Genomic DNA, 18500 nt, shown 5'->3' on the forward strand with positions numbered 1-18500 from the left:
CGCCGCGCCTTGCGCGACTCCCCCGGGATATTTGTCCGAAGAAGAAGGGGCCGTCGTCAGTCAGCCGCCAGACGGCTGATGATGACCTTGACCTCGGGCTTCTTGCCGATCTCCTCCATCGAGACCTGCCGGGTAATCTTGCGGATCGCCTCGTCCAGCTTCTTGTCGTCCATCACGGTGCGGGCGTCGGCGCGATCGAGGAACTCGGCCAGTTCCGATTCGATGTGGCGGGACAGCGGCACGCCCGCGCGGCCCTGCCTGGCGAGGCCCATCGTTTCCACCCAGGCGTCGGGCAGCGGCTCGTCATTCTCGTCGATGATGATCGACACGGTGGCGTGGCCGTTCAACGCCATGCGGATGCGGTCGCGGACGATCCCGTCCATCGCCCCGATCAGCACCGTGCCGTCGAGATAGAGCCGGCCGGTATCCACCTCGTCCACGACGCGCGGCACCCGGCCGGTCAGGTCCAGCATCGTGCCGTTCGTGGCGATGGCCGTGGCGATGCCCTTTTCGGCGCCGAGCTTGGCGTGTTCGCGCAGATGCATGTGCTCGCCATGCATCGGGATCAGGATTTCCGGCTTCAGCAGATCGTGGACCGCCTGAAGGTCGGGGCGGTTCGCGTGGCCCGAGACGTGATACATCCCGTCATCTGCGTCGAAGATGTCCACCCCACGGCGGCTGAGGTTGTTCATGATGCGGATGACCGGCTTCTCGTTGCCGGGGATGGTGCGGCTGGAGAACAGGAAGCTGTCCCCCTCCTTCAGCTCCAGCCCCAGATAGCGGCCCATGGACAGTTGCATGGATGCCGCGCGGCGCTCGCCCTGGCTGCCGGTGACGATCAGCATGACCTTGTTGCGCGGCAGATCGGCAGCTTCCTCGGGGCCGATCACCTCGGGGAAGCTGGTCAGCACGCCCGTCTCGATCGCGGCCGTCACCATCTTGCGCATCGCCCGGCCCAGCAGGCAGATCCGGCGGCCCGCCGCCGTGCCCGCATCCGCCAGCGTCTTCAGCCGCGCGACATTCGAGGCGAAGGTCGTCGCCACCACCATCTGCTTCTGCGCCATCACGAAGTCGAGCAGCGGGTTCGCCAGCGTCGCCTCGGACCGGCCGGGATTGGGGCTGAACACGTTGGTCGAATCGCAGGCCAGCACGCGGATCGGCGCCTCCTTGGCGATCTCGTGCCAGGCGAGGGCGTCAAAGGGCTCGCCGACGACCGGCGTCCCGTCCAGCTTGAAATCGCCGGTATGGACGATCCGCCCGGCCGGGCTGTCGATGATGAGGGCCGAGCTTTCGGGGATCGAGTGGCTCAGCGGGACGAACTGCACCTCGAACGGGCCGGCGCGCACCACCTCGGGACGCGGAGCGACGATCCGCAGCTTGTCGAGGGGCTGGCCGGCTTCCTCCAGCTTGAGACGGGCGAGCGTCGCCGTGAAACGGCGGGCATAGACCGGCACCTTCAGGCGACCGAACAGCAGCCCCAGCGCGCCGACGTGATCTTCATGCCCGTGGGTGATGAAGATCGCCTCCAGCCGGTCCTTGTTGTCTTCCAGCCAGCCGGTGTCGGCCATGATGAGGTCGATCCCCGGCGCGCTGTCCATGTCGCCGAAGGTGACCCCCAGATCGACGAGGATCAGCCGTTCCCGTCCCGGCTCGCCATAGCCGTAGACATAGGCGTTCATGCCGATTTCGCCCGCGCCGCCCAGCGGCAGATAGATCAGCCGTTCAGACATTGCCCATCTCCTTGTTGTAATCGTGGATGAGCCGCAGCCCGTGCATCGTCAGATCCTCGTCCCACCCGTCGAACAGCCCGTCCGCCTGGTCGAACAACGGGGCGAGGCCGCCAGTTGCGATGACCTTCATCTTTCGCCCGCGCTCTGCGGCGATCCGCGCGCAGATCTCGCGCACGAGGCCGGCATAGCCCCAGAACACGCCCGACTGGATGCAGGCAACCGTGTTCGTGCCGATCACCTGCGCGGGCATCGTCACATCGACATGCGGCAGCGAGGCCGCGCCCATATGCAGCGCCTCAAGCGAGAGGTTCACGCCCGGCGAGATCACCCCACCCTCATAGCTGCCGTCTGCCCCGACCACGTCGAAGGTTGTCGCAGTGCCGAAATCCACGACGGTCAGGTGCGGGCCGTAACGCTCGAACGCGGCCCAGGTGTTCACCAGCCGGTCGGGGCCGACCACCGTGCCCTCGTCCACGCGGGGCTGGACCGGCAGCAGGCAGTCGGGCTTGCCGACCACCAGCGGGCGCAGGTCGAAATATCGGTTGCAGAGGACACGCAGGTTGAACACCACCCGCGGCACGGTCGAGCTGATGATGCAGGCGTCGATGCACAGGTCCAGCTTGCGCAGCGTCAGCATCGAGGAGAGCCAGACATAATATTCGTCGGCGGTGCGCAGGTGATTGGTCGAGATGCGCCAGATCCCGATGAACCGCTCGCCATCCCAGATCGAGAAGGTGCTGTTGGTGTTGCCGGTGTCGATGCAGAGCAGCATCTCAGCCCCTTTGCGGGAAGTAGATATCCGCGGCGGGAATGACCTCGCGCCCGCGGGGCGTGGTCAGGATCAGCGCGCCGTTGTCGTCGATGCCGTCGAACCGCCCCTCGCGGCTGGTCGCGCCGGTGCGGGCGGTGATCATCTCGCCCAGCCGCGCCGCGCGGGCGAGCCAGGCGCGGCGGATCGGGGCGAAGCCCCAGGTTGCGAGCTGACCCTGCCAATGAGCGAAGGCCGGGGCGAGCAGGTCGAGCATCTCGTCCGGTGTGACGGTGAGGCCGGTTTCCCCGCGCACCGACACGGGCGCCAGCGCGCCGGGTTCGATCGCGCCGGTATCGGGCGCGGCAGCCAGGTTGATGCCGATGCCGACGGCGAGGATCTGCACGCCTGCGCCCGCGCCGAGGCTTTCCAGCAGGATGCCCGACACCTTGCCGCCATTCAGCAGGACGTCGTTGGGCCATTTGATCGCCAGCCGCGCGAGCGGTCCGCAGGCCGCCGCCAGCGCGTCATGGACGGCCAATGCGGCCACGAAGCCGAGCAGCGCCGCCGACTGGGCCGAGCCTTCCGGGCGCAGCACCAGAGTCGCGGCAATGTTGCCCGGCGGCATGACCCACGCGCGGCCCCGGCGGCCCCGGCCCTCGGTCTGCTCGCGGGCCATGATCCAGGCCGGACCGGTCAGCGAGGGCGCGAGCCGCAGCGCCTCGGCGTTGGTGCTGTCCACGCGCGGCAGGACATGCCGGGCGACGCCGGCAGGCCAGCGGGCAAGCTGTGCCGCGTCCGCCGCGCCGGCGTCAGTCAACGCGCACCGTCGCGACCGCGACCGGATCACTCACGGGTGCGTCCGGCGTCACCAGCGAGGCGGCGGCGCGCCCCGCCGCATCGTCCACGCCCAGCATGGTGATGGCCCCGAAGGTCATCATCGCCGCCGAGCCGACCAGCGCCACCCATTGCGGCGCCGCCATGCGGAGCGCGACCGCGCCGTCCCGCTCGGCCCCGAAATAGATGTAGTAGACCATGCGGAGGTAATAGAACGCACCGATCACCGAGGCGATCACGCCCAGCACCGCAAGCCAGGCGAGGCCCGCATCCACCGCGGCGCTCAGCACCCCGAACTTGGCGAAGAAGCCCAGGAACGGCGGCACGCCGGCAAGGCTGAACAGCAGCACCAGCATCGCGGCCGAACTGACCGGGTGGCTGCGCGCGAGCAGGTTCAGGTCCTCCAGCGCGGTGACGGGACGGCCGTCCCGCTCCATCGACAGGATGAAGGCGAAGGCGCCGACGTTCATCACCGCGTAGATGGCCATGTAGAGCAGCATCGTCTGCACACCGAACGCCGTGCCCGCGGCAAGGCCGACCAGCGCGAAGCCCATGTGGGAGATCGACGAATAGGCCATCAGCCGCTTGATGTCGCGCTGCCCGATACCGCCGATGGAGCCGAGGAACATCGACAGCACGGCGAGCAGCGCGATGATCTGCGTCCAGTCGCTCACCACGTTGCCGAAGGCGCCGAACATCAGCCGCGCGATCAGCGCCATCGCCGCGACCTTGGGCGCGGTGGCGAAGAACGCGGTGACCGGCGTGGGCGCGCCCTCATAGACGTCGGGGGTCCACATGTGGAACGGCACCGCGCTGACCTTGAACGCAAGGCCGACGAGGATGAACACCATCCCGAACAGCAGTCCCACCGGCAGCTCGCCCGAGACGAGGACCGCCCCGATCGCGGCCAGGTTGGTCGTGCCCGCGAAGCCATAGACCAGCGAGGCGCCATAGAGCAGCATCCCCGAGCTGAGCGACCCGAGCACGAAATATTTGAGCCCCGCTTCGGACGAGCGCACGCTGCCCCGCCGCATTGCCGCGACGACATAGAGCGCCAGCGACTGCAATTCCAACCCCATGTAGAGCGACAGCAGGTCGCCCGCCGAGACCATGATCATCATGCCGATGACCGCGAGGACGACCAGCAGCGGCAGCTCGAACCGCAGCATGTTGGTGCGGTCGAGGTAACGGACGCTCATCGCCAGCACGGCGGCGGCCGAGGTCAGCATGACGACCTTGGCAAAACGCGCAAAACCGTCGTCGATGAACATGCCGAAGAAGGCCTGCCCGCCCGCGGGCCGCCAGCCAGTGCCGATCGCGAAAGCGGCGGCCAGCAGCGCGATCACCGTCAGCCACAGGATCGTGTGGCGTTGCTCGTCCTTGCCCGCGAACGCGCCCAGCAGCAGCGCGGCAAGCGCGAACAGCGCCAGCCCGGCCTCGGGGAGGATGGTCGAGAAATCCAGCGAGGTCATCTGTGCCCCCTCAGTTGCCGGCCATGGCCACGGCGTCCTCGGACGCGGGCGCAGGCTGGCTGGCGTGATAATCGTTCAGCAGGGCCGACACGGCGGGCTGGGTGATGTCGGTGACGAGTCGCGGATAGACGCCCAGCAGGATCGTCATGACGATCAGCGGCACGAAGATCCAGCGCTCGCGCGCGGTCATGTCGGTGATCGACTTCAGCCCGTCCTTGACCAGCGCCCCCAGCGTCACCCGGCGATAGAGCCAGAGGCCGTAACCCGCCGAAAGGATCACGCCGGACGTCGCGACCACCGCGACCCAGGTATTGGCCCGGAAGGTGCCGAGCAGGGTCAGGAACTCGCCCACGAACCCGGATGTGCCGGGCAGGCCCACATTCGCCATGGTGAAGAACATGAAGACCAGCGCATAGGCGGGCATCCGGTTGACCAGCCCGCCATAGGCGTCGATCTCGCGCGTGTGCATCCGGTCGTAGATCACGCCCACCAGCAGGAACAGCGCGCCCGAGATGAAGCCGTGGCTGATCATCTGGAAGATCGCCCCATCGACCCCCGCCTGGTTCGCGGCGAAGATCCCCATGGTGACATAGCCCATGTGGGCCACCGACGAATAGGCGATCAGCTTCTTCATGTCGGTCTGGGCCAGCGCGACGAGGCTGGTATAGACGATGGCGATCGCGGACAGCCACAGGATGAACGGCTGGGCGAGCGCCGACGCCTCGGGGAACATCGGCAGGCTGAAGCGCAGGAAGCCGTAGCCGCCCATCTTCAGCAGCACCGCCGCCAGCAGCACCGACGCCGCCGTAGGCGCCTGCACGTGCGCGTCCGGCAGCCAGGTGTGGACCGGCCACATCGGCAGCTTGACCGCAAAGCTCGCCAGAAACGCGAGGAACAGCAGCGTCTGAAGCCCGCCGAGCAACTGCGTGCCGAACAGCGGGATCGCCTCGCTGGAGAAGTTGGAGCCCATCAGCGTCGGAATGTCGGTGGTGCCGGCCGTCACGGCCATCGTCACCATCGCGACCAGCATCAGCACCGAGCCGAGGAAGGTATAAAGGAAGAACTTGAACGTCGCATAGATGCGGTCCGCCCCCCCCCAGATCCCGATGATGAGGAACATCGGGATCAGCCCGGCCTCGAAGAACAGATAGAACAGGAACAGGTCCAGCGCGGTGAAGACGCCGATCATCAGCCCTTCCAGCACCAGGAAGGCGATCATGTAGTCCTTGACGCGGACCGTCACCTCCCACGTGGACAGGATCACCAGCGGCATCAGGAAGGTCGTCAGCATCACGAACAGGATCGAGATGCCGTCCACGCCCATCTTGTAGCGCAGCCCCATGATCCAGGGCTGGTCCTCGACGAACTGGAAGCCGGTATCGGCGGGATCAAACCCGGCCAGCAAGAAGCAGGACAGGATGAAGGTCGCGGTGGTGGCGACCAGCGCCAGCCACTTGGCGTTGCGGGCCGCCGCCTCGTCATTGCCGCGCAGGAACACGGCCATGATGAGCGCCGCGACGATCGGCAGGAAGGTGATGATGGAGAGTAAATTCGTCATCTCAAAGCGCGCCCCGCATCGTCACCCAGATCAGAAGGCCGACAAGGCCGAGCACCATGCCCAGTGCGTAGTGGAAGAGATAGCCCGACTGCACCCGACCGGCGAAGCGGGTGATGCGGGGAATGAGGCCCATCGCGACGCCGTTGATCGTCCCGTCGATCAGCCGGCCATCGCCGCCGCGCCACAGCAGCCCGCCGATCCAGCGCGTCGGGCGGACGAAGACCCACTCGTAGATCTCGTCGAAATACCACTTGTTCAGCAGGAAACGGTACAGCGGTTGCTGCGTCTCGGCCAGCCGCGCGGGCACGGCGGGGTTGCGGATATACATGACCCAGGCCAGCCCCAGCCCCGCCAGCATGGCGAAGAACGGCGAGGCTTTGACCCAGACGGGGGCGTGGTGCGCCTCGTCCATGACGTGGTTGTCGGGGTGCATGTAGATCGCCCCGCCCACCGGCGCGGGAACGTCCGTGCGGACGCCGCCTTCGGTCGCGGAATCCGCCGCCGCATGAGCCTCGGCCTCGGGCGACGGTGCGCCCGGTGTCGCGGTTTCGGCGGGCGCGGCCGCGTGGTCCGCCGGATCGGCGCCGGGCTGCTGCGCCCCGACCGTCGCGTGCGGCGCGTGGAAGAAGGCGTTGACGCGGTCATGGTCGCCGAAGAACGGCCCATACCACACCATCCCGGCGAAGACCGCGCCGACCGCAAGCAGCCCCAGCGGGATCAGCATCACACGCGGGCTTTCCTGCGCGTGCTCATAGGCTTCCAGCCCGCCATGACCATGAGCGTGGCCGTGGTCGTGCGCGACAGGTTCCGCCGCCTCGGCGGTCTGGACCTCTTCCTCGGCCTTGATCTCGGGGTCCCAGACCCTCTGCGGGCGCGGCGCGCCGAAGAAGGTCAGGAACATCAGCCGCCAGCTATAGAAACTGGTGCACATCGCGGCGATGACCAGCAGCCAGAAGGCATAGGCCGAACCCGAGGCGAAGGCGCTTTCGATGATCGCGTCTTTGGACAGGAAGCCGGCGAAGCCGATGGTGGTCAGCGGAATGCCGACGCCGGTGATCGCCAGCGTGCCGATCAGCATCGTCCAGAAGGTGAAGGGCAGCTTCTTCCGCAGCCCGCCATAGTTCCGCATGTCCTGCTCGTGATGCATCGCGTAGATGACCGAGCCGGCGCAGAGGAACAGCAGCGCCTTGAAGAAGGCGTGGGTCAGCAGGTGGAACATCGCCGCGGAGTAGACCCCGACGCCGGCGGCCACGAACATGTAGCCGAGCTGCGAGCAGGTCGAATAGGCGATCACGCGCTTGATGTCGTTCTGCACCAGACCCACGGTCGCGGCGAAGAACGCCGTGGTCGCGCCGATGAAGATGATGAACGTCCGCGCATCCGGCGCGAATTCATAGAGCGGCGACATCCGGCAGACCAGGAACACGCCCGCCGTCACCATCGTCGCGGCGTGGATCAGCGCGGAGACCGGAGTCGGCCCTTCCATCGCGTCGGGAAGCCAGGTGTGCAGCCCGAGCTGCGCCGACTTGCCCATCGCGCCGATGAACAGCAGCACCCCGGCCAGCTCGGCCGCGTTGAACTGCCACCAGAGGAACGGCACCTGCGTCTGCGCGATCTGCGGCGCTTGCGCGAAGATGTCGTCGAAGCGGATCGAGCCGGTGAGCCAGAACAGCGCGAAGATCCCCAGCAGGAAGCTGAAGTCGCCGACGCGGTTCACGATGAACGCCTTCATCGCGGCGGCGTTGGCGCTGGGTTTCTTGTAGTAGAAGCCGATCAGCAGATACGAGGCGAGGCCCACGCCTTCCCAGCCGAAGAACATCTGCAGCAGGTTGTCGGCCGTGACCAGCATCAGCATCGTGAAGGTGAAGAACGACAGATAGGCGAAGAAGCGGGCGCGGTAGGGCTCGTCCTCGGTCCAGTTGTCGTCATGGGCCATGTAGCCGAAGGAATACAGGTGGACCAGCGCCGACACGGAGGTGACGACGATCAGCATGATCGCGGTCAGCCGGTCGATGCGCAGCGACCACTCGGCGGCGAAGCCCTCGGTCACGATCCAGTCCATGACCGGAACAAGGCGGGGCGTGCCGTCGAAGCCCAGGAACACGATCCACGACAGCAGGCAGGCGACGAACAGGATGCCCGTGGTCAGCCACTGCGCGCCCTTTTCAGAAATCACCCGCCAGCCGAAACCGGCGATGAGGGCGGCGACCAGCGGGCCGAAGACGATGAACTTTTCCATGCCCGCCTCAGCCTTTCATCACGTTGACGTCTTCGACATCGATGGTGCCGCGGTTGCGGAAGAACACCACCATGATCGCAAGCCCCACCGCCGTTTCGGCCGCGGCCACCGTCAGCACGAACAGCGTGAAGACCTGCCCGGCGAGATCGCCCAGATGGGACGAGAAGGCGATGAAGTTGATGTTCGCCGACAGCAGGATCAGTTCGATCGACATCAGGATGACGATCACGTTCTTGCGGTTGACGAAGATGCCGAACAGGCCGGTGACGAACAGGATCGCCCCCACGACCAGGTAATGTGTCAGTCCGATCATCTGCCTTGTCCCTTCCCGGCGCGTTCGCCGGATCTTGTCTTTCGCCCCTGCCGGGCCGGATTACAGCCTTCGCCCCCGAAGGGCGGGATCAGAGCCCCTGCCCCGGTTTCGGGTCGGTCATCCGTATCGTCTTCGCCGGGTCGCGCCACATCTGCTGCAGCACGTCCTGGCGCTTGATGTCCCTGCGGTGGCGCAGGGTCAGAAGGATCGCGCCGATCATCGCCACCAGCAGGATCAGCCCCGCGAGCTGGAAGGCGAGCAGGTAGCGGTCATACAGCACCATCCCGATCGCGTGGGTGTTGAGCGTGTTCTCGACGATCGGCACCGCCCGCGCCGCCTCGGCTGTGCCGGCCGATTCCCACCCGCCGAAGGCGATCGCCAGCTGCGCCAGCATCACCAGCGCGATCAGCAGCCCCAGCGGCAGGTAGTTGGCGAGATCGGCCTTGAGCTTGGCGAAGTCCACGTCGAGCATCATCACCACGAACAGGAACAGCACCGCCACGGCGCCGACATAGACGATGATGAGCAGCATCGCCACGAATTCGGCCCCCAGCAGCACGAACAGGCCCGACGCCGACAGGAAGGCGAGGATCAGCCACAGCACCGAATGGACCGGGTTGCGCGAGATCACGACCATGAACCCCGCGATCGTCACGCTCAGCGCGAACAGATAGAAGGCGAAGGTCATCATTTCTCGGCGTCCTCTTCGGCAAAGACGGACTGGGCCAGCTCCAGCGCCTTCTGCATGGCGGGCATCCCGCCGAACATGCTCATCTGCCAGATCGTCTCGGCGATCTCGCGCTGGGTCGCCCCCGCCTGAAGCGCGTGGCGAACCGCCAGCCGCAGCTGTGGCTCGGCCAAGGCGCCCTGAACGGTCAGTGCGCCGATCGTCAGCAGCAGCCGGGTCTTGGCGTCCAGACCTTCACGGTTGAAGGTGCGGCCGAACCACATCTCCATCATGTCGGCGGACATGGTGGGGAACATCTTCTCCCACGCCTTCGTGTCCAGATTCTCAAGCCCCGGATTGAAGGCGCGCGCCATCTCCTGCCCCGAGGCGAGCATCTGCGAGAACAGCTTGGTATAGGCGTCGCTCATCTGGATGATCCTTCCGCGGGGTCAGCGATAGGGGGCGTCGATCTGCAGGTTGCGGGCGATCTCGGCTTCCCAGCGGGCGCCGTTGTCCAGCAGCTTCTGCTTGTCGTAGAGAAGTTCCTCGCGGCTTTCGGTCGCGAATTCGAAGTTCGGCCCCTCGACGATGGCATCGACCGGGCAGGCCTCCTGGCAGAAGCCGCAATAGATGCACTTGGTCATGTCGATGTCGTAGCGCGTGGTCCGGCGGCTGCCATCCTCGCGCGGCTCGGCGTCGATGGTGATGGCCTGCGCCGGGCAGATCGCCTCGCACAGCTTGCAGGCGATGCAGCGTTCCTCGCCGTTGGGATAGCGGCGCAGCGCATGCTCGCCCCGGAAGCGCGGCGACAGCGGGCCCTTTTCATGCGGGTAGTTGATGGTGGGCTTGGGCGCGACGAAATACTTCATTCCGAGGCCGAAGCCCTTGATGAAGTCCCAGAGGAAGAAATACTTCGTCGCCCGGACGAAATCGAACGCCATCTTACTACCTGTCCTCATCCTGCGCCTGCCCGCCCTCGGGCGCGGCGAAACGGTCGAGCGCGCCGACGATCACGTGCTTGGCGACCTCGTCCTGCATCAGCCCGTGAGGGCCGAGCGCCTCCAGCAGGAACTGCGCCAGCTCGGCCTTTTCGATCTCGGTCGCGTTGGTCAGCGCGGAACGGATTTCATTGTTGGTCATGGCTCAACCTCCGACTACGGCGCCGATCGGCGTCAGGTGATCCCAGCGGGCCCAGGCCCCGCCCAGCACGTCGTAACGCGCGAGGAAGGCGACCAGCACGACCCAGCCCAGCGACAGCGGCAGGAACACTTTCCAGCCGATCCGCATCAGCTGGTCGTAGCGATAGCGCGGGGTGATCGCCTTCACCATGGCGAACATCCAGAACCAGAACACCATCTTCAGGACCATCCAGAAGGCGCCATCGGGAATGAAGCCGGGGATGGGCGACAGCCAGCCGCCGAAGAACAGCAGCGAGATCAGCGCGCACATCAGCCAGATGGCGATGTATTCGCCCGCCATGTAGAGCAGGTAGAGCGTGGACCCATATTCGGTCATGTGGCCGGCGACGAGTTCCGATTCAGCTTCCGCGAGGTCGAAGGGCGGGCGGTTCGTCTCGGCCAGCGCCGAGATGAAGAACAGCACCAGCATCGGCAGATGCGGCAGCCAGTACCAGTTGAGGAAGCCGTAGCCGCCCCGCTGGCTTTCCACGATCCCCGACAGATTCAGCGTGCCCGACGTGATGATGACCGCGATGACGATGAGGCCGAGGCTGACCTCGTACGAGATCATCTGCGCAGCCGAACGCAGCGAGGCGAGGAACGGATATTTCGAGTTCGAGGCCCAGCCGCCCATGATGACGCCGTAAACCTCCAGCGAGGACACGGCGAGCACGAACAGGATGCCGACGTTGATGTCGGACATGACCCAACCGGGCGCGAAGGGAATGACGACGAAGGCGGTCAGCGCCAGCGTCATGCTGAGGAACGGGGCCAGGAAGAACACGAACTTGTCCGCCCCGGCGGGAATGACGATTTCCTTGCAGACGTATTTGATCGCGTCCGCGAAGGTCTGAAGCAGGCCCCAGGGGCCGACCACGTTCGGGCCGCGCCGCATCTGCACGGCGGCCCAGATCTTGCGGTCGCCATAGACCAGCCAGACCAGCGACAGCATCACGAAGGCGATGACGGCCAGACCCTGCAACAGCAGGATCAGCGCCGTTCCCAGGGGGGATGCAAGGAAGTCAGCCATTCACGTCCGTCCCTTCGTTCACGCGGCGGGGAAGCCGCGATCCTTGCACTCGCGCAAGGTGTCGCTCGTTTCCATGACCCTCAGGCCCATCGGCTTGCTGTCCGACAGGGTGAAGACCGCCCCGACCAGAAGCATGCCGCGGCGCTTGTCCTGAAGGGTGCGGATATGGCGGGCATAATCCTGCCCCTCATCCTCGGCCCAGCCCGCAAGCGCGCAGGTGGCATAGGCCAAGGCCACGTCGGCGTCCACCCCCGGCTTGAGGTTGGCGATCACCTCCACCAGCGACCCCCGCTCGTCCCCGCGCACGGTCTGGACCTGCGTGCCGAGGAAGACCTCGGGGTCGGCCTGGAAGCCTGCGGGAAAGCGCGGCAGCGCCGGCTGGGTGCGGGCGGCGAACGCCTCCAGCGCCTTTTCCTGCGCCGTGGGACCGCGCCGCACCTGACGCGGCGATATGTTGAAATTGCCCGCGAGCGGCGCGGACAGATCGAGGCCGAGATTGACCGACAGCGCCGCCAGCTCCTCTTCGGACACGTCGAAGGCGTCGCGGCCGCTGGGGCTGTCCAGCGCAACCTCGGTCACGGAGCCATCGGGTTCCAGAATCAGGATGTCGCCCGATTTGGTGGACACCCGCCCGCGCGTGAGCTTTGCCCCGCCCTTGCCCTTCTGGACGACGGCGACGCCAAGCTCGTCCGGCTTCGTCGCCGGGCGAGGGTCCTTGCTGTCCGAAGCGCAGCCCGCCAGCGCCGCCGCGATCGCCGCGACGGCGAGCAGGCGGGCCGGTGCCGGGCGGGGGGCGAGAGCGCCGGCCATCGCCTTACTCGGCCGCCAGCGCGGACGTCGTGCGTCCGGCTGCAAGCGCCGACAGCTGCCCCATCAGGGCCGAGCTGCGGGCGATCGGGTTGGTCAGGTAGAAGTCCCGGATCGCGGGCCGGAAATCGGCGGCGCCGAGCGGCCCCGCCTCGACCGGCGTCCACCCGTTCTCGGGCACCTCGTCGATATCGGCCAGATGCGGAACGGCCGCGACCAGTTCGCGGCGCAGCTCCGCCAGCGACTGCCACGGCTGGGTCTTGCCCAGCATCGGCGACAGGGCGCGCAGGATGGCCCAGTTCTCCTTGGCCTCGCCCGGCGCGAAGTTGGCGCGCATGGCAAGCTGCGGGCGGCCTTCGGTGTTGACGAACAGGCCGTTCTCCTCGGTGTAGCAGGCGGCGGGCAGGATCACGTCGGCGCGGTGCGCGCCGCGGTCGCCGTGGCTGCCCTGATAAATGACGAACGGCCCGCCCTGATCGCGCGGCGCGATCTCGACCTCGTCGGCGCCGAGGCTGTAGACCACCTCGGCCCCGTCGATGGCGGCGCTCAGCCCGCCTTCGGTCACAGCGCCCACATCCATCGCCCCGACGCGGGCGGCGGCGGTGTGCAGGATCAACAGCTTGCAGTCGCCCGCCTCGCAGATCCGCATGGCGTGGCCCAGAACCGCCGCGCCATCCGCCTCGCGCAGGGCGCCCTGCCCCACGATGACGATGCCGGGCGTGCCCTCGGTATTGGTCAGATCCTGCTCGAGCAGGTTGGCGAGCGCGTCGCGGCCCGCGCCGAAATGGTGGTAGTCATAGGTCAGGTCCGCCGCCTCGCCGACCAGCGCGACCTGCGCCCCGTGCGTCCAGGCCTTGCGGATGCGGGCGTTCAGCACCGGCGCCTCGGTCCGAGGATTGGTGCCGATCAGCAGGATGCGTTTGGCGCTGTCGATATCCTCGATACGCGCCGTCCCGGCATAGCCCGAGCGGTTGCCCGCCGGCAGGCGCGCATTGTCGGTGCGGCACTCGACCGTGCCGCCGACCGCCTCGACCAGCTGCTTCAGCGCGAACACCGCCTCAACGGGGGCGAGATCACCCACCAGCCCCGTGACCTTGCGGCCCTTCATGGCGCTCGCCGTAACCTCCAGCGCCTCGGGCCATGTCGCCGGGCGCAGCCGCCCGTTCTCGCGCACATAGGGCCGGTCGAGCCGCTGGCGGCGCAGCCCGTCCCAGACGAAGCGGGTCTTGTCGGAGATCCATTCCTCGTTCACGCCGTCATGGTTGCGCGGCAGGATCCGCATGACCTCGCGCCCCTTGGTGTCCACGCGGATCGACGAGCCGAGCGCGTCCATGACGTCGATCGTCTCGGTCTTGCTCAGCTCCCACGGGCGGGCGGTGAAGGAATAGGGCTTCGACACCAGCGCCCCCACCGGGCACAGGTCGATGATGTTGCCCTGAAGGTTCGAATCCAGCGTCATATTGAGATAGCTGGTGATTTCCGAATCCTCGCCGCGCCCGGTCTGGCCCATCTGGGTGATGCCCGCGACCTCGGTCGTGAAGCGCACGCAGCGGGTGCAGGAGATGCAGCGGGTCATGTGCGTCTCGACCAGCGGGCCGAGGTTCAGCTCCTCCGACGCCCGCTTCGGCTCGCGGTAGCGGCTGAAGTCCACGCCATAGGCCATCGCCTGGTCCTGAAGGTCGCACTCGCCCCCCTGGTCGCAGATCGGGCAATCGAGCGGGTGGTTGATGAGCAGGAACTCCATCACCCCCTCACGCGCCTTCTTGACCATCGGCGAGTTGGTGCGGACCTCGGAGGGCGCGCCGTCCGGGCCGGGGCGCAGGTCCTTGACCTGCATCGCGCAGGACGCGGCGGGCTTGGGCGGACCGCCCACGACCTCGACAAGGCACATCCGGCAGTTGCCGGCGATGGACAGCCGCTCGTGATAGCAGAAGCGCGGCACCTCGATCCCCGCCTGCTCGCAGGCCTGGATCAGGGTCATGTTCGGATCGACCTCGATCAGCTGGTCGTCGATCTTGATCGTGCGGAGATTGCTCATCTGCGTGCCTTGCAATGCGCCTCAGCCCCGAGGGCCGGGGATCCTGTCCTTATAGCCGTGATCGGCCCCGGTTTCGACCGTGATCGCCACGTCAGCCGAATGCGATGCGGCGACTGTGTCCGCAAGAAGCAGATCCGCCATCAGCATCGTCGCGGCCGCGGCCACGGTGATGCCGATGCCGACCCAGCGCACGACCCGCTTCATCTCGCCACCAGAAGCGAGCCGGTGACGGTGTTCGCCTGGATTTCGCGATGGCCGATCTGGCAATAGCTCTGCGGATCACCCTCGCGGACGCCGTTCCGCGTCAGGTATTGCTCGGCCACGGCATAGATGCGTTTGCGGTCTTCCTTGCTGTCGAGGAACGTGTCGATCTGTTCCTCGCTGTAACCCTTGTCCAGCGCGTATTGCTTGAGCGCGCGGGCCTGCTGGTAGGCATAGATCATCCGGGCGTTGATCGACGGGCAGTTGCGGCGGATGCGGTCGGCGATCCGCGCCGCGATCAGGCGGTCGTTGATGTAACGCTCCTGCGGCAGCGGCTCCAGCGCGGCGGCGGGCGAGGCCAGCGCGGCCAGAGCGGCGGCGACGAGCATGGATTTCGACACGATCTTCATGGCGGTTTCCTTCTTGCAGATGGCTGCAAGATAGTCACCCGAACGCGCGAGCGCCCTGCACGCCCGCGTCAACGGATCGTGAGCGGCCAGTCCCGTCATTCCGCAGCCATCGCCCCCATGCGGCCGGTGCGCTTGGCCTTGATGCGGTCCTCGATCTCCTCGCGGAAATGGCGGATGAGACCCTGGATCGGCCAGGCGGCGGCGTCGCCCAGGGCGCAGATGGTGTGGCCCTCGACCTGCTTGGACACGTCCAGCAGCATGTCGATCTCCTCGACCTCGGCCTCGCCCTTCACCAGCCGCTCCATCACCCGCATCATCCAGCCGGTGCCTTCGCGGCAGGGCGTGCACTGGCCGCAGCTTTCGTGCTTGAAGAACGCCGACAGCCGCCAGATCGCCTTCACCACGTCCACCGAGTTGTCCATGACGATCATGCAGGCGGTGCCGAAGCTGGACCGCAGCTCGCGCATGCCGTCGAAGTCCATGATCGCGTCCTCGCACAGATGGGCGGGCAGGATCGGGCAGGACGCGCCGCCGGGGATGATCGCCTTGAGGTTCGACCAGCCGCCGCGGATGCCGCCGCCGTGCTTCTCGATCAGCTCGCGCATCGAGATCGACATCGTCTCCTCGACCACGCAGGGCGTGTTGACGTGGCCGGTCAGACCGAACAGCTTGACGCCCGCGTTGTTCGGGCGGCCAAAGCCTGCGAACCACTCCGCCCCGCGCCGCAGGATGGTGGGCACGACGGCAATCGATTCGACGTTGTTCACGGTCGTCGGGCAGCCATAGAGCCCCGCCCCCGCCGGGAACGGCGGCTTCATGCGCGGCATGCCCTTCTTGCCTTCGAGGCTTTCCAGCAGCGCGGTTTCCTCGCCGCAGATATAGGCCCCCGCGCCGTGGCTGAGGTAAAGATCGAAGTCCCAGCCCGAACCGGCCGCGTTACGGCCCAGCAGCCCGGCGTCGTAGCATTCGTCGATCGCGGATTGCAGCGCCTCGCGCTCGCGGACGAACTCGCCGCGGATGTAGATATAGGCCGCGTGGGCGCCCATGGCGAAGCTGGCGATCAGCGCCCCCTCGATCAGCGTATGCGGATCGTGGCGCATGATCTCGCGGTCCTTGCAGGTCGCGGGCTCGGATTCGTCGCCGTTGATGACGAGATACGAGGGGCGGCCGTCGGATTCCTTCGGCATGAAGGACCATTTCAGCCCGGTCGGGAAACCCGCCCCACCGCGCCCGCGCAGGCCGGATTTCTTCATCTCGTCGATGATGGCGTCGCGGCCGCGGGCGATGATGCCGGCGGTGCCGTCCCAGTGGCCGCGCGCCTGCGCGCCTTTCAGCGAGCGGTCGGCCATGCCGTAGAGGTTGGTGAAGATCCGGTCCTGATCGCTCAGCATCGCGTCGTCCTATCGTTCGCGCGGGCCGCCGGGCCCGCCCTGTTGCGCGCCGGAATCGCGGCGCCGCCATATCCGCCAGGTCACCAGCAGCGACCAGACCAGCGCCCCCATCGCCGCGAAATCGGCGAGAAAGGCATATTCCGCAGGCCAGCCATAACGCCGCCCCGCCCAGTTCACCGCCAGCCAGACCAGCATCGTCAGCGCGATCACTGCCCCGACCAGCCGCATCTGCCCCGCATCATTCGGGGGCGGCCGCTGGCTCAACCTTCGTTCCCCTGTCCGGGCCCCGGCTCGACCACCCGCACCTTGCCGCCGCGCTTGTGCGACGATCTGGGCTTCGACTTGCCAGCTTCCGCCACGTCCTCACGCGGGGGCCGTTCGTCCTGGGCGCCGCCGGGCTCGGCCACCGGCACCGCCTCGCCGGGCATGTCGTGATGTTCCGACTGCGATGGATCGTGCAGCACGGCGCGCGTGTCCTCGACCGGGCTGTCGCCGGCCAGCGGCTCGGGCGCGGCCTGCCCTGCCGAGGCGGCCGGGCTGTAGGACTGCCCGAAGGTCGGCGCCTGCCCCTGACCGGTCGCGGCAGGGACCGCACCTTCCGACATCGTCGTCTTCGCACCGGCAACGATGCCCGACGGCGCGGCGAGTTCGCCCACCGGCACGACCGAGCCGAAGCGCCCCGCGCCCGAGCCCATCAGCACGACCTCATGCGCCTCGGGATCATCATGGCGGTTGATGTTGACCTCGCGCTGCTCCGGCCCGTCGGCGACCTGCCCATGCGCCCGCCCGCCCGCGCCGTCGCAGGCCAGCCATTGCAGCATCCCGCCCAGAATCCCCCCCGCGAGGATGCCCAGGAACAGGGCCGCGACGAAGCCGAAGCCGGGACCGCCGAAAATGACGATCAGCAGGCCGAGGACGCCCCCGGCGATCCAGCAATTGCGTTTGCAGACGTTGGTTTCCATGGGCAGCCTACTCCGTGTCCTTGGCATCTGCCGGCATCCCGGCGGGTTCACGTTTCGAGACCGGCCGGCCCGGCGAGGTCGCCGCCGCTTCCTGCACGGTCACGCCGGTCTTGTCGATCGGCCGCCCTTGCGAGGGTTTCGGCTCGGTCTGCTCATCCCCCTCGGCAGCGTCGCGGCGCTTCCACGGGGTGAGGATCGGGGCCTCGGTCCCATCGATCCGCTTGATCGTGTCGCGCTGCCGGACGGCCCGCGCGACCGAGGCGTTCTCCGTCTCGCCGCCCGCCGTCCCGGCCAGCGCCGTCGCCCCGCCCAGCGGCTCGGACGAGAACCGGCCGTTCTGCGGCCCCGGAACGGGCAGCTTGCCGGCGGCGAGGGCGTCGATCAGTTCCGACAGCTTCTCGGCGGTCAGATCCTCGTAGTAGTCCTTGCCGATCTGGGCCATCGGCGCGTTGGAACAGGCGCCCGCGCACTCGACCTCTTCCCAGCTGAGATTGCCATCGGCGGACAGCGTGTGCGGGGTCGGCGCGATCTTCTCGCGGCAGATGGCGATCAGCTCCTCGGCCCCGCAGATCATGCAGGTCGTGGTGCCGCAGATCTGGATATGCGCAATCCTGCCAACGGGTTGAAGCTGGAACATGAAGTAGAATGTCGCCACTTCCAGCGCCCGGATGAAGGGCATCCCCAGCAGGTCCGCGACATATTCGATCGCCGGCCGCGACAGCCAGCCTTCCTGTTCGTGCGCCCGCCACAGGATCGGGATGACGGCCGATTGCTGCCGCCCCTCGGGGAACTTGGTCATCTGCGCGCGCGCCCATTCGAGGTTCGCGGGCGTGAACTCGAACGAGTCCGGCTGGACATGGGCAAGGCGGCGCAGCATCAGGAACGAACTCCGGCGGCAGGGATCAGGGGGGCGGAATGG

At 67.2% G+C, this 18500-nt stretch carries 20 protein-coding genes; all 20 read right to left on the bottom strand.

Annotated elements, in window-relative coordinates; genetic code table 11:
• Positions 1–56: 56 nt before the first annotated feature.
• Positions 57–1730, bottom strand: a complete 1674-nt coding sequence (locus tag KTN05_RS10320; RefSeq protein ID WP_217329322.1) for a ribonuclease J — start codon at positions 1728–1730, stop codon at positions 57–59.
• Positions 1723–2502, bottom strand: coding sequence for a type III pantothenate kinase (locus KTN05_RS10325; RefSeq protein ID WP_217329323.1), 780 nt, complete (start codon positions 2500–2502; stop codon positions 1723–1725). The genes KTN05_RS10320 and KTN05_RS10325 overlap by 8 nt, the downstream gene beginning before the upstream one ends.
• Before the next feature lies 1 nt (position 2503).
• On the bottom strand, positions 2504–3298 hold the full coding sequence (locus tag KTN05_RS10330) for a biotin--[acetyl-CoA-carboxylase] ligase (RefSeq protein ID WP_217329324.1): 795 nt from the start codon (positions 3296–3298) through the stop codon (positions 2504–2506).
• Entirely contained in the window at positions 3291–4787 is a 1497-nt protein-coding gene (nuoN, locus tag KTN05_RS10335) for an NADH-quinone oxidoreductase subunit NuoN (protein WP_217329325.1), read from the bottom strand. The genes KTN05_RS10330 and nuoN overlap by 8 nt, the downstream gene beginning before the upstream one ends.
• A gap of 10 nt (positions 4788–4797) precedes the next feature.
• A complete protein-coding gene (locus KTN05_RS10340; protein WP_217329326.1) occupies positions 4798–6345 on the bottom strand; it encodes an NADH-quinone oxidoreductase subunit M in 1548 nt (515 codons plus the stop codon).
• A 1-nt stretch (position 6346) separates the two neighbouring features.
• Positions 6347–8584, bottom strand: coding sequence for an NADH-quinone oxidoreductase subunit L (gene nuoL, locus KTN05_RS10345; RefSeq protein WP_217329327.1), 2238 nt, complete (start codon positions 8582–8584; stop codon positions 6347–6349).
• Positions 8585–8591: 7 nt separating this feature from the next.
• On the bottom strand, positions 8592–8897 hold the full coding sequence (nuoK, locus tag KTN05_RS10350) for an NADH-quinone oxidoreductase subunit NuoK (protein WP_217329328.1): 306 nt from the start codon (positions 8895–8897) through the stop codon (positions 8592–8594).
• 88 nt (positions 8898–8985) lie between these two features.
• On the bottom strand, positions 8986–9588 hold the full coding sequence (locus KTN05_RS10355) for an NADH-quinone oxidoreductase subunit J (protein WP_217329329.1): 603 nt from the start codon (positions 9586–9588) through the stop codon (positions 8986–8988).
• Positions 9585–9992, bottom strand: coding sequence for a carboxymuconolactone decarboxylase family protein (locus tag KTN05_RS10360; RefSeq protein WP_217329330.1), 408 nt, complete (start codon positions 9990–9992; stop codon positions 9585–9587). Before KTN05_RS10360 ends, KTN05_RS10355 begins: the two co-directional genes overlap by 4 nt.
• Positions 9993–10013: 21 nt before the next feature.
• Positions 10014–10505, bottom strand: a complete 492-nt coding sequence (gene nuoI, locus KTN05_RS10365) for an NADH-quinone oxidoreductase subunit NuoI (RefSeq protein WP_217329331.1) — start codon at positions 10503–10505, stop codon at positions 10014–10016.
• A gap of 4 nt (positions 10506–10509) precedes the next feature.
• Positions 10510–10704, bottom strand: coding sequence for a hypothetical protein (locus tag KTN05_RS10370; RefSeq protein ID WP_217329332.1), 195 nt, complete (start codon positions 10702–10704; stop codon positions 10510–10512).
• Positions 10705–10707: 3 nt separating this feature from the next.
• Entirely contained in the window at positions 10708–11772 is a 1065-nt protein-coding gene (gene nuoH, locus KTN05_RS10375; protein WP_217329333.1) for an NADH-quinone oxidoreductase subunit NuoH, read from the bottom strand.
• A gap of 18 nt (positions 11773–11790) precedes the next feature.
• Positions 11791–12582 (bottom strand): hypothetical protein, encoded by a 792-nt coding sequence (locus KTN05_RS10380; RefSeq protein WP_217329334.1) that lies wholly within the window; start codon positions 12580–12582, stop codon positions 11791–11793.
• A 4-nt stretch (positions 12583–12586) separates the two neighbouring features.
• Positions 12587–14617 (bottom strand): NADH-quinone oxidoreductase subunit NuoG, encoded by a 2031-nt coding sequence (gene nuoG, locus KTN05_RS10385; RefSeq protein ID WP_217329335.1) that lies wholly within the window; start codon positions 14615–14617, stop codon positions 12587–12589.
• 21 nt (positions 14618–14638) lie between these two features.
• On the bottom strand, positions 14639–14821 hold the full coding sequence (locus KTN05_RS10390) for a hypothetical protein (protein WP_217329336.1): 183 nt from the start codon (positions 14819–14821) through the stop codon (positions 14639–14641).
• Complete coding sequence (locus KTN05_RS10395; RefSeq protein WP_254368117.1) at positions 14818–15228, bottom strand: DUF5333 domain-containing protein; 411 nt, start codon at positions 15226–15228, stop codon at positions 14818–14820. The genes KTN05_RS10390 and KTN05_RS10395 overlap by 4 nt, the downstream gene beginning before the upstream one ends.
• Positions 15229–15323: 95 nt before the next feature.
• A complete protein-coding gene (gene nuoF, locus KTN05_RS10400; RefSeq protein WP_217329337.1) occupies positions 15324–16619 on the bottom strand; it encodes an NADH-quinone oxidoreductase subunit NuoF in 1296 nt (431 codons plus the stop codon).
• Between the two features lie 9 nt (positions 16620–16628).
• Positions 16629–16883: a DUF5337 domain-containing protein gene (locus KTN05_RS10405; protein ID WP_254368118.1), complete on the bottom strand. Its 255-nt coding sequence runs from the start codon at positions 16881–16883 to the stop codon at positions 16629–16631.
• The gene (locus KTN05_RS10410; protein WP_217329338.1) at positions 16880–17581 is read right to left on the bottom strand and encodes a hypothetical protein; all 702 of its coding nucleotides are present in this window, start codon (positions 17579–17581) and stop codon (positions 16880–16882) included. The genes KTN05_RS10405 and KTN05_RS10410 overlap by 4 nt, the downstream gene beginning before the upstream one ends.
• A gap of 7 nt (positions 17582–17588) precedes the next feature.
• A complete protein-coding gene (gene nuoE, locus KTN05_RS10415; protein WP_217329339.1) occupies positions 17589–18458 on the bottom strand; it encodes an NADH-quinone oxidoreductase subunit NuoE in 870 nt (289 codons plus the stop codon).
• Positions 18459–18500 lie beyond the last annotated feature (42 nt).

Source organism: Paracoccus sp. Z118, assembly GCF_019061185.1.
GTDB lineage: Bacteria > Pseudomonadota > Alphaproteobacteria > Rhodobacterales > Rhodobacteraceae > Paracoccus.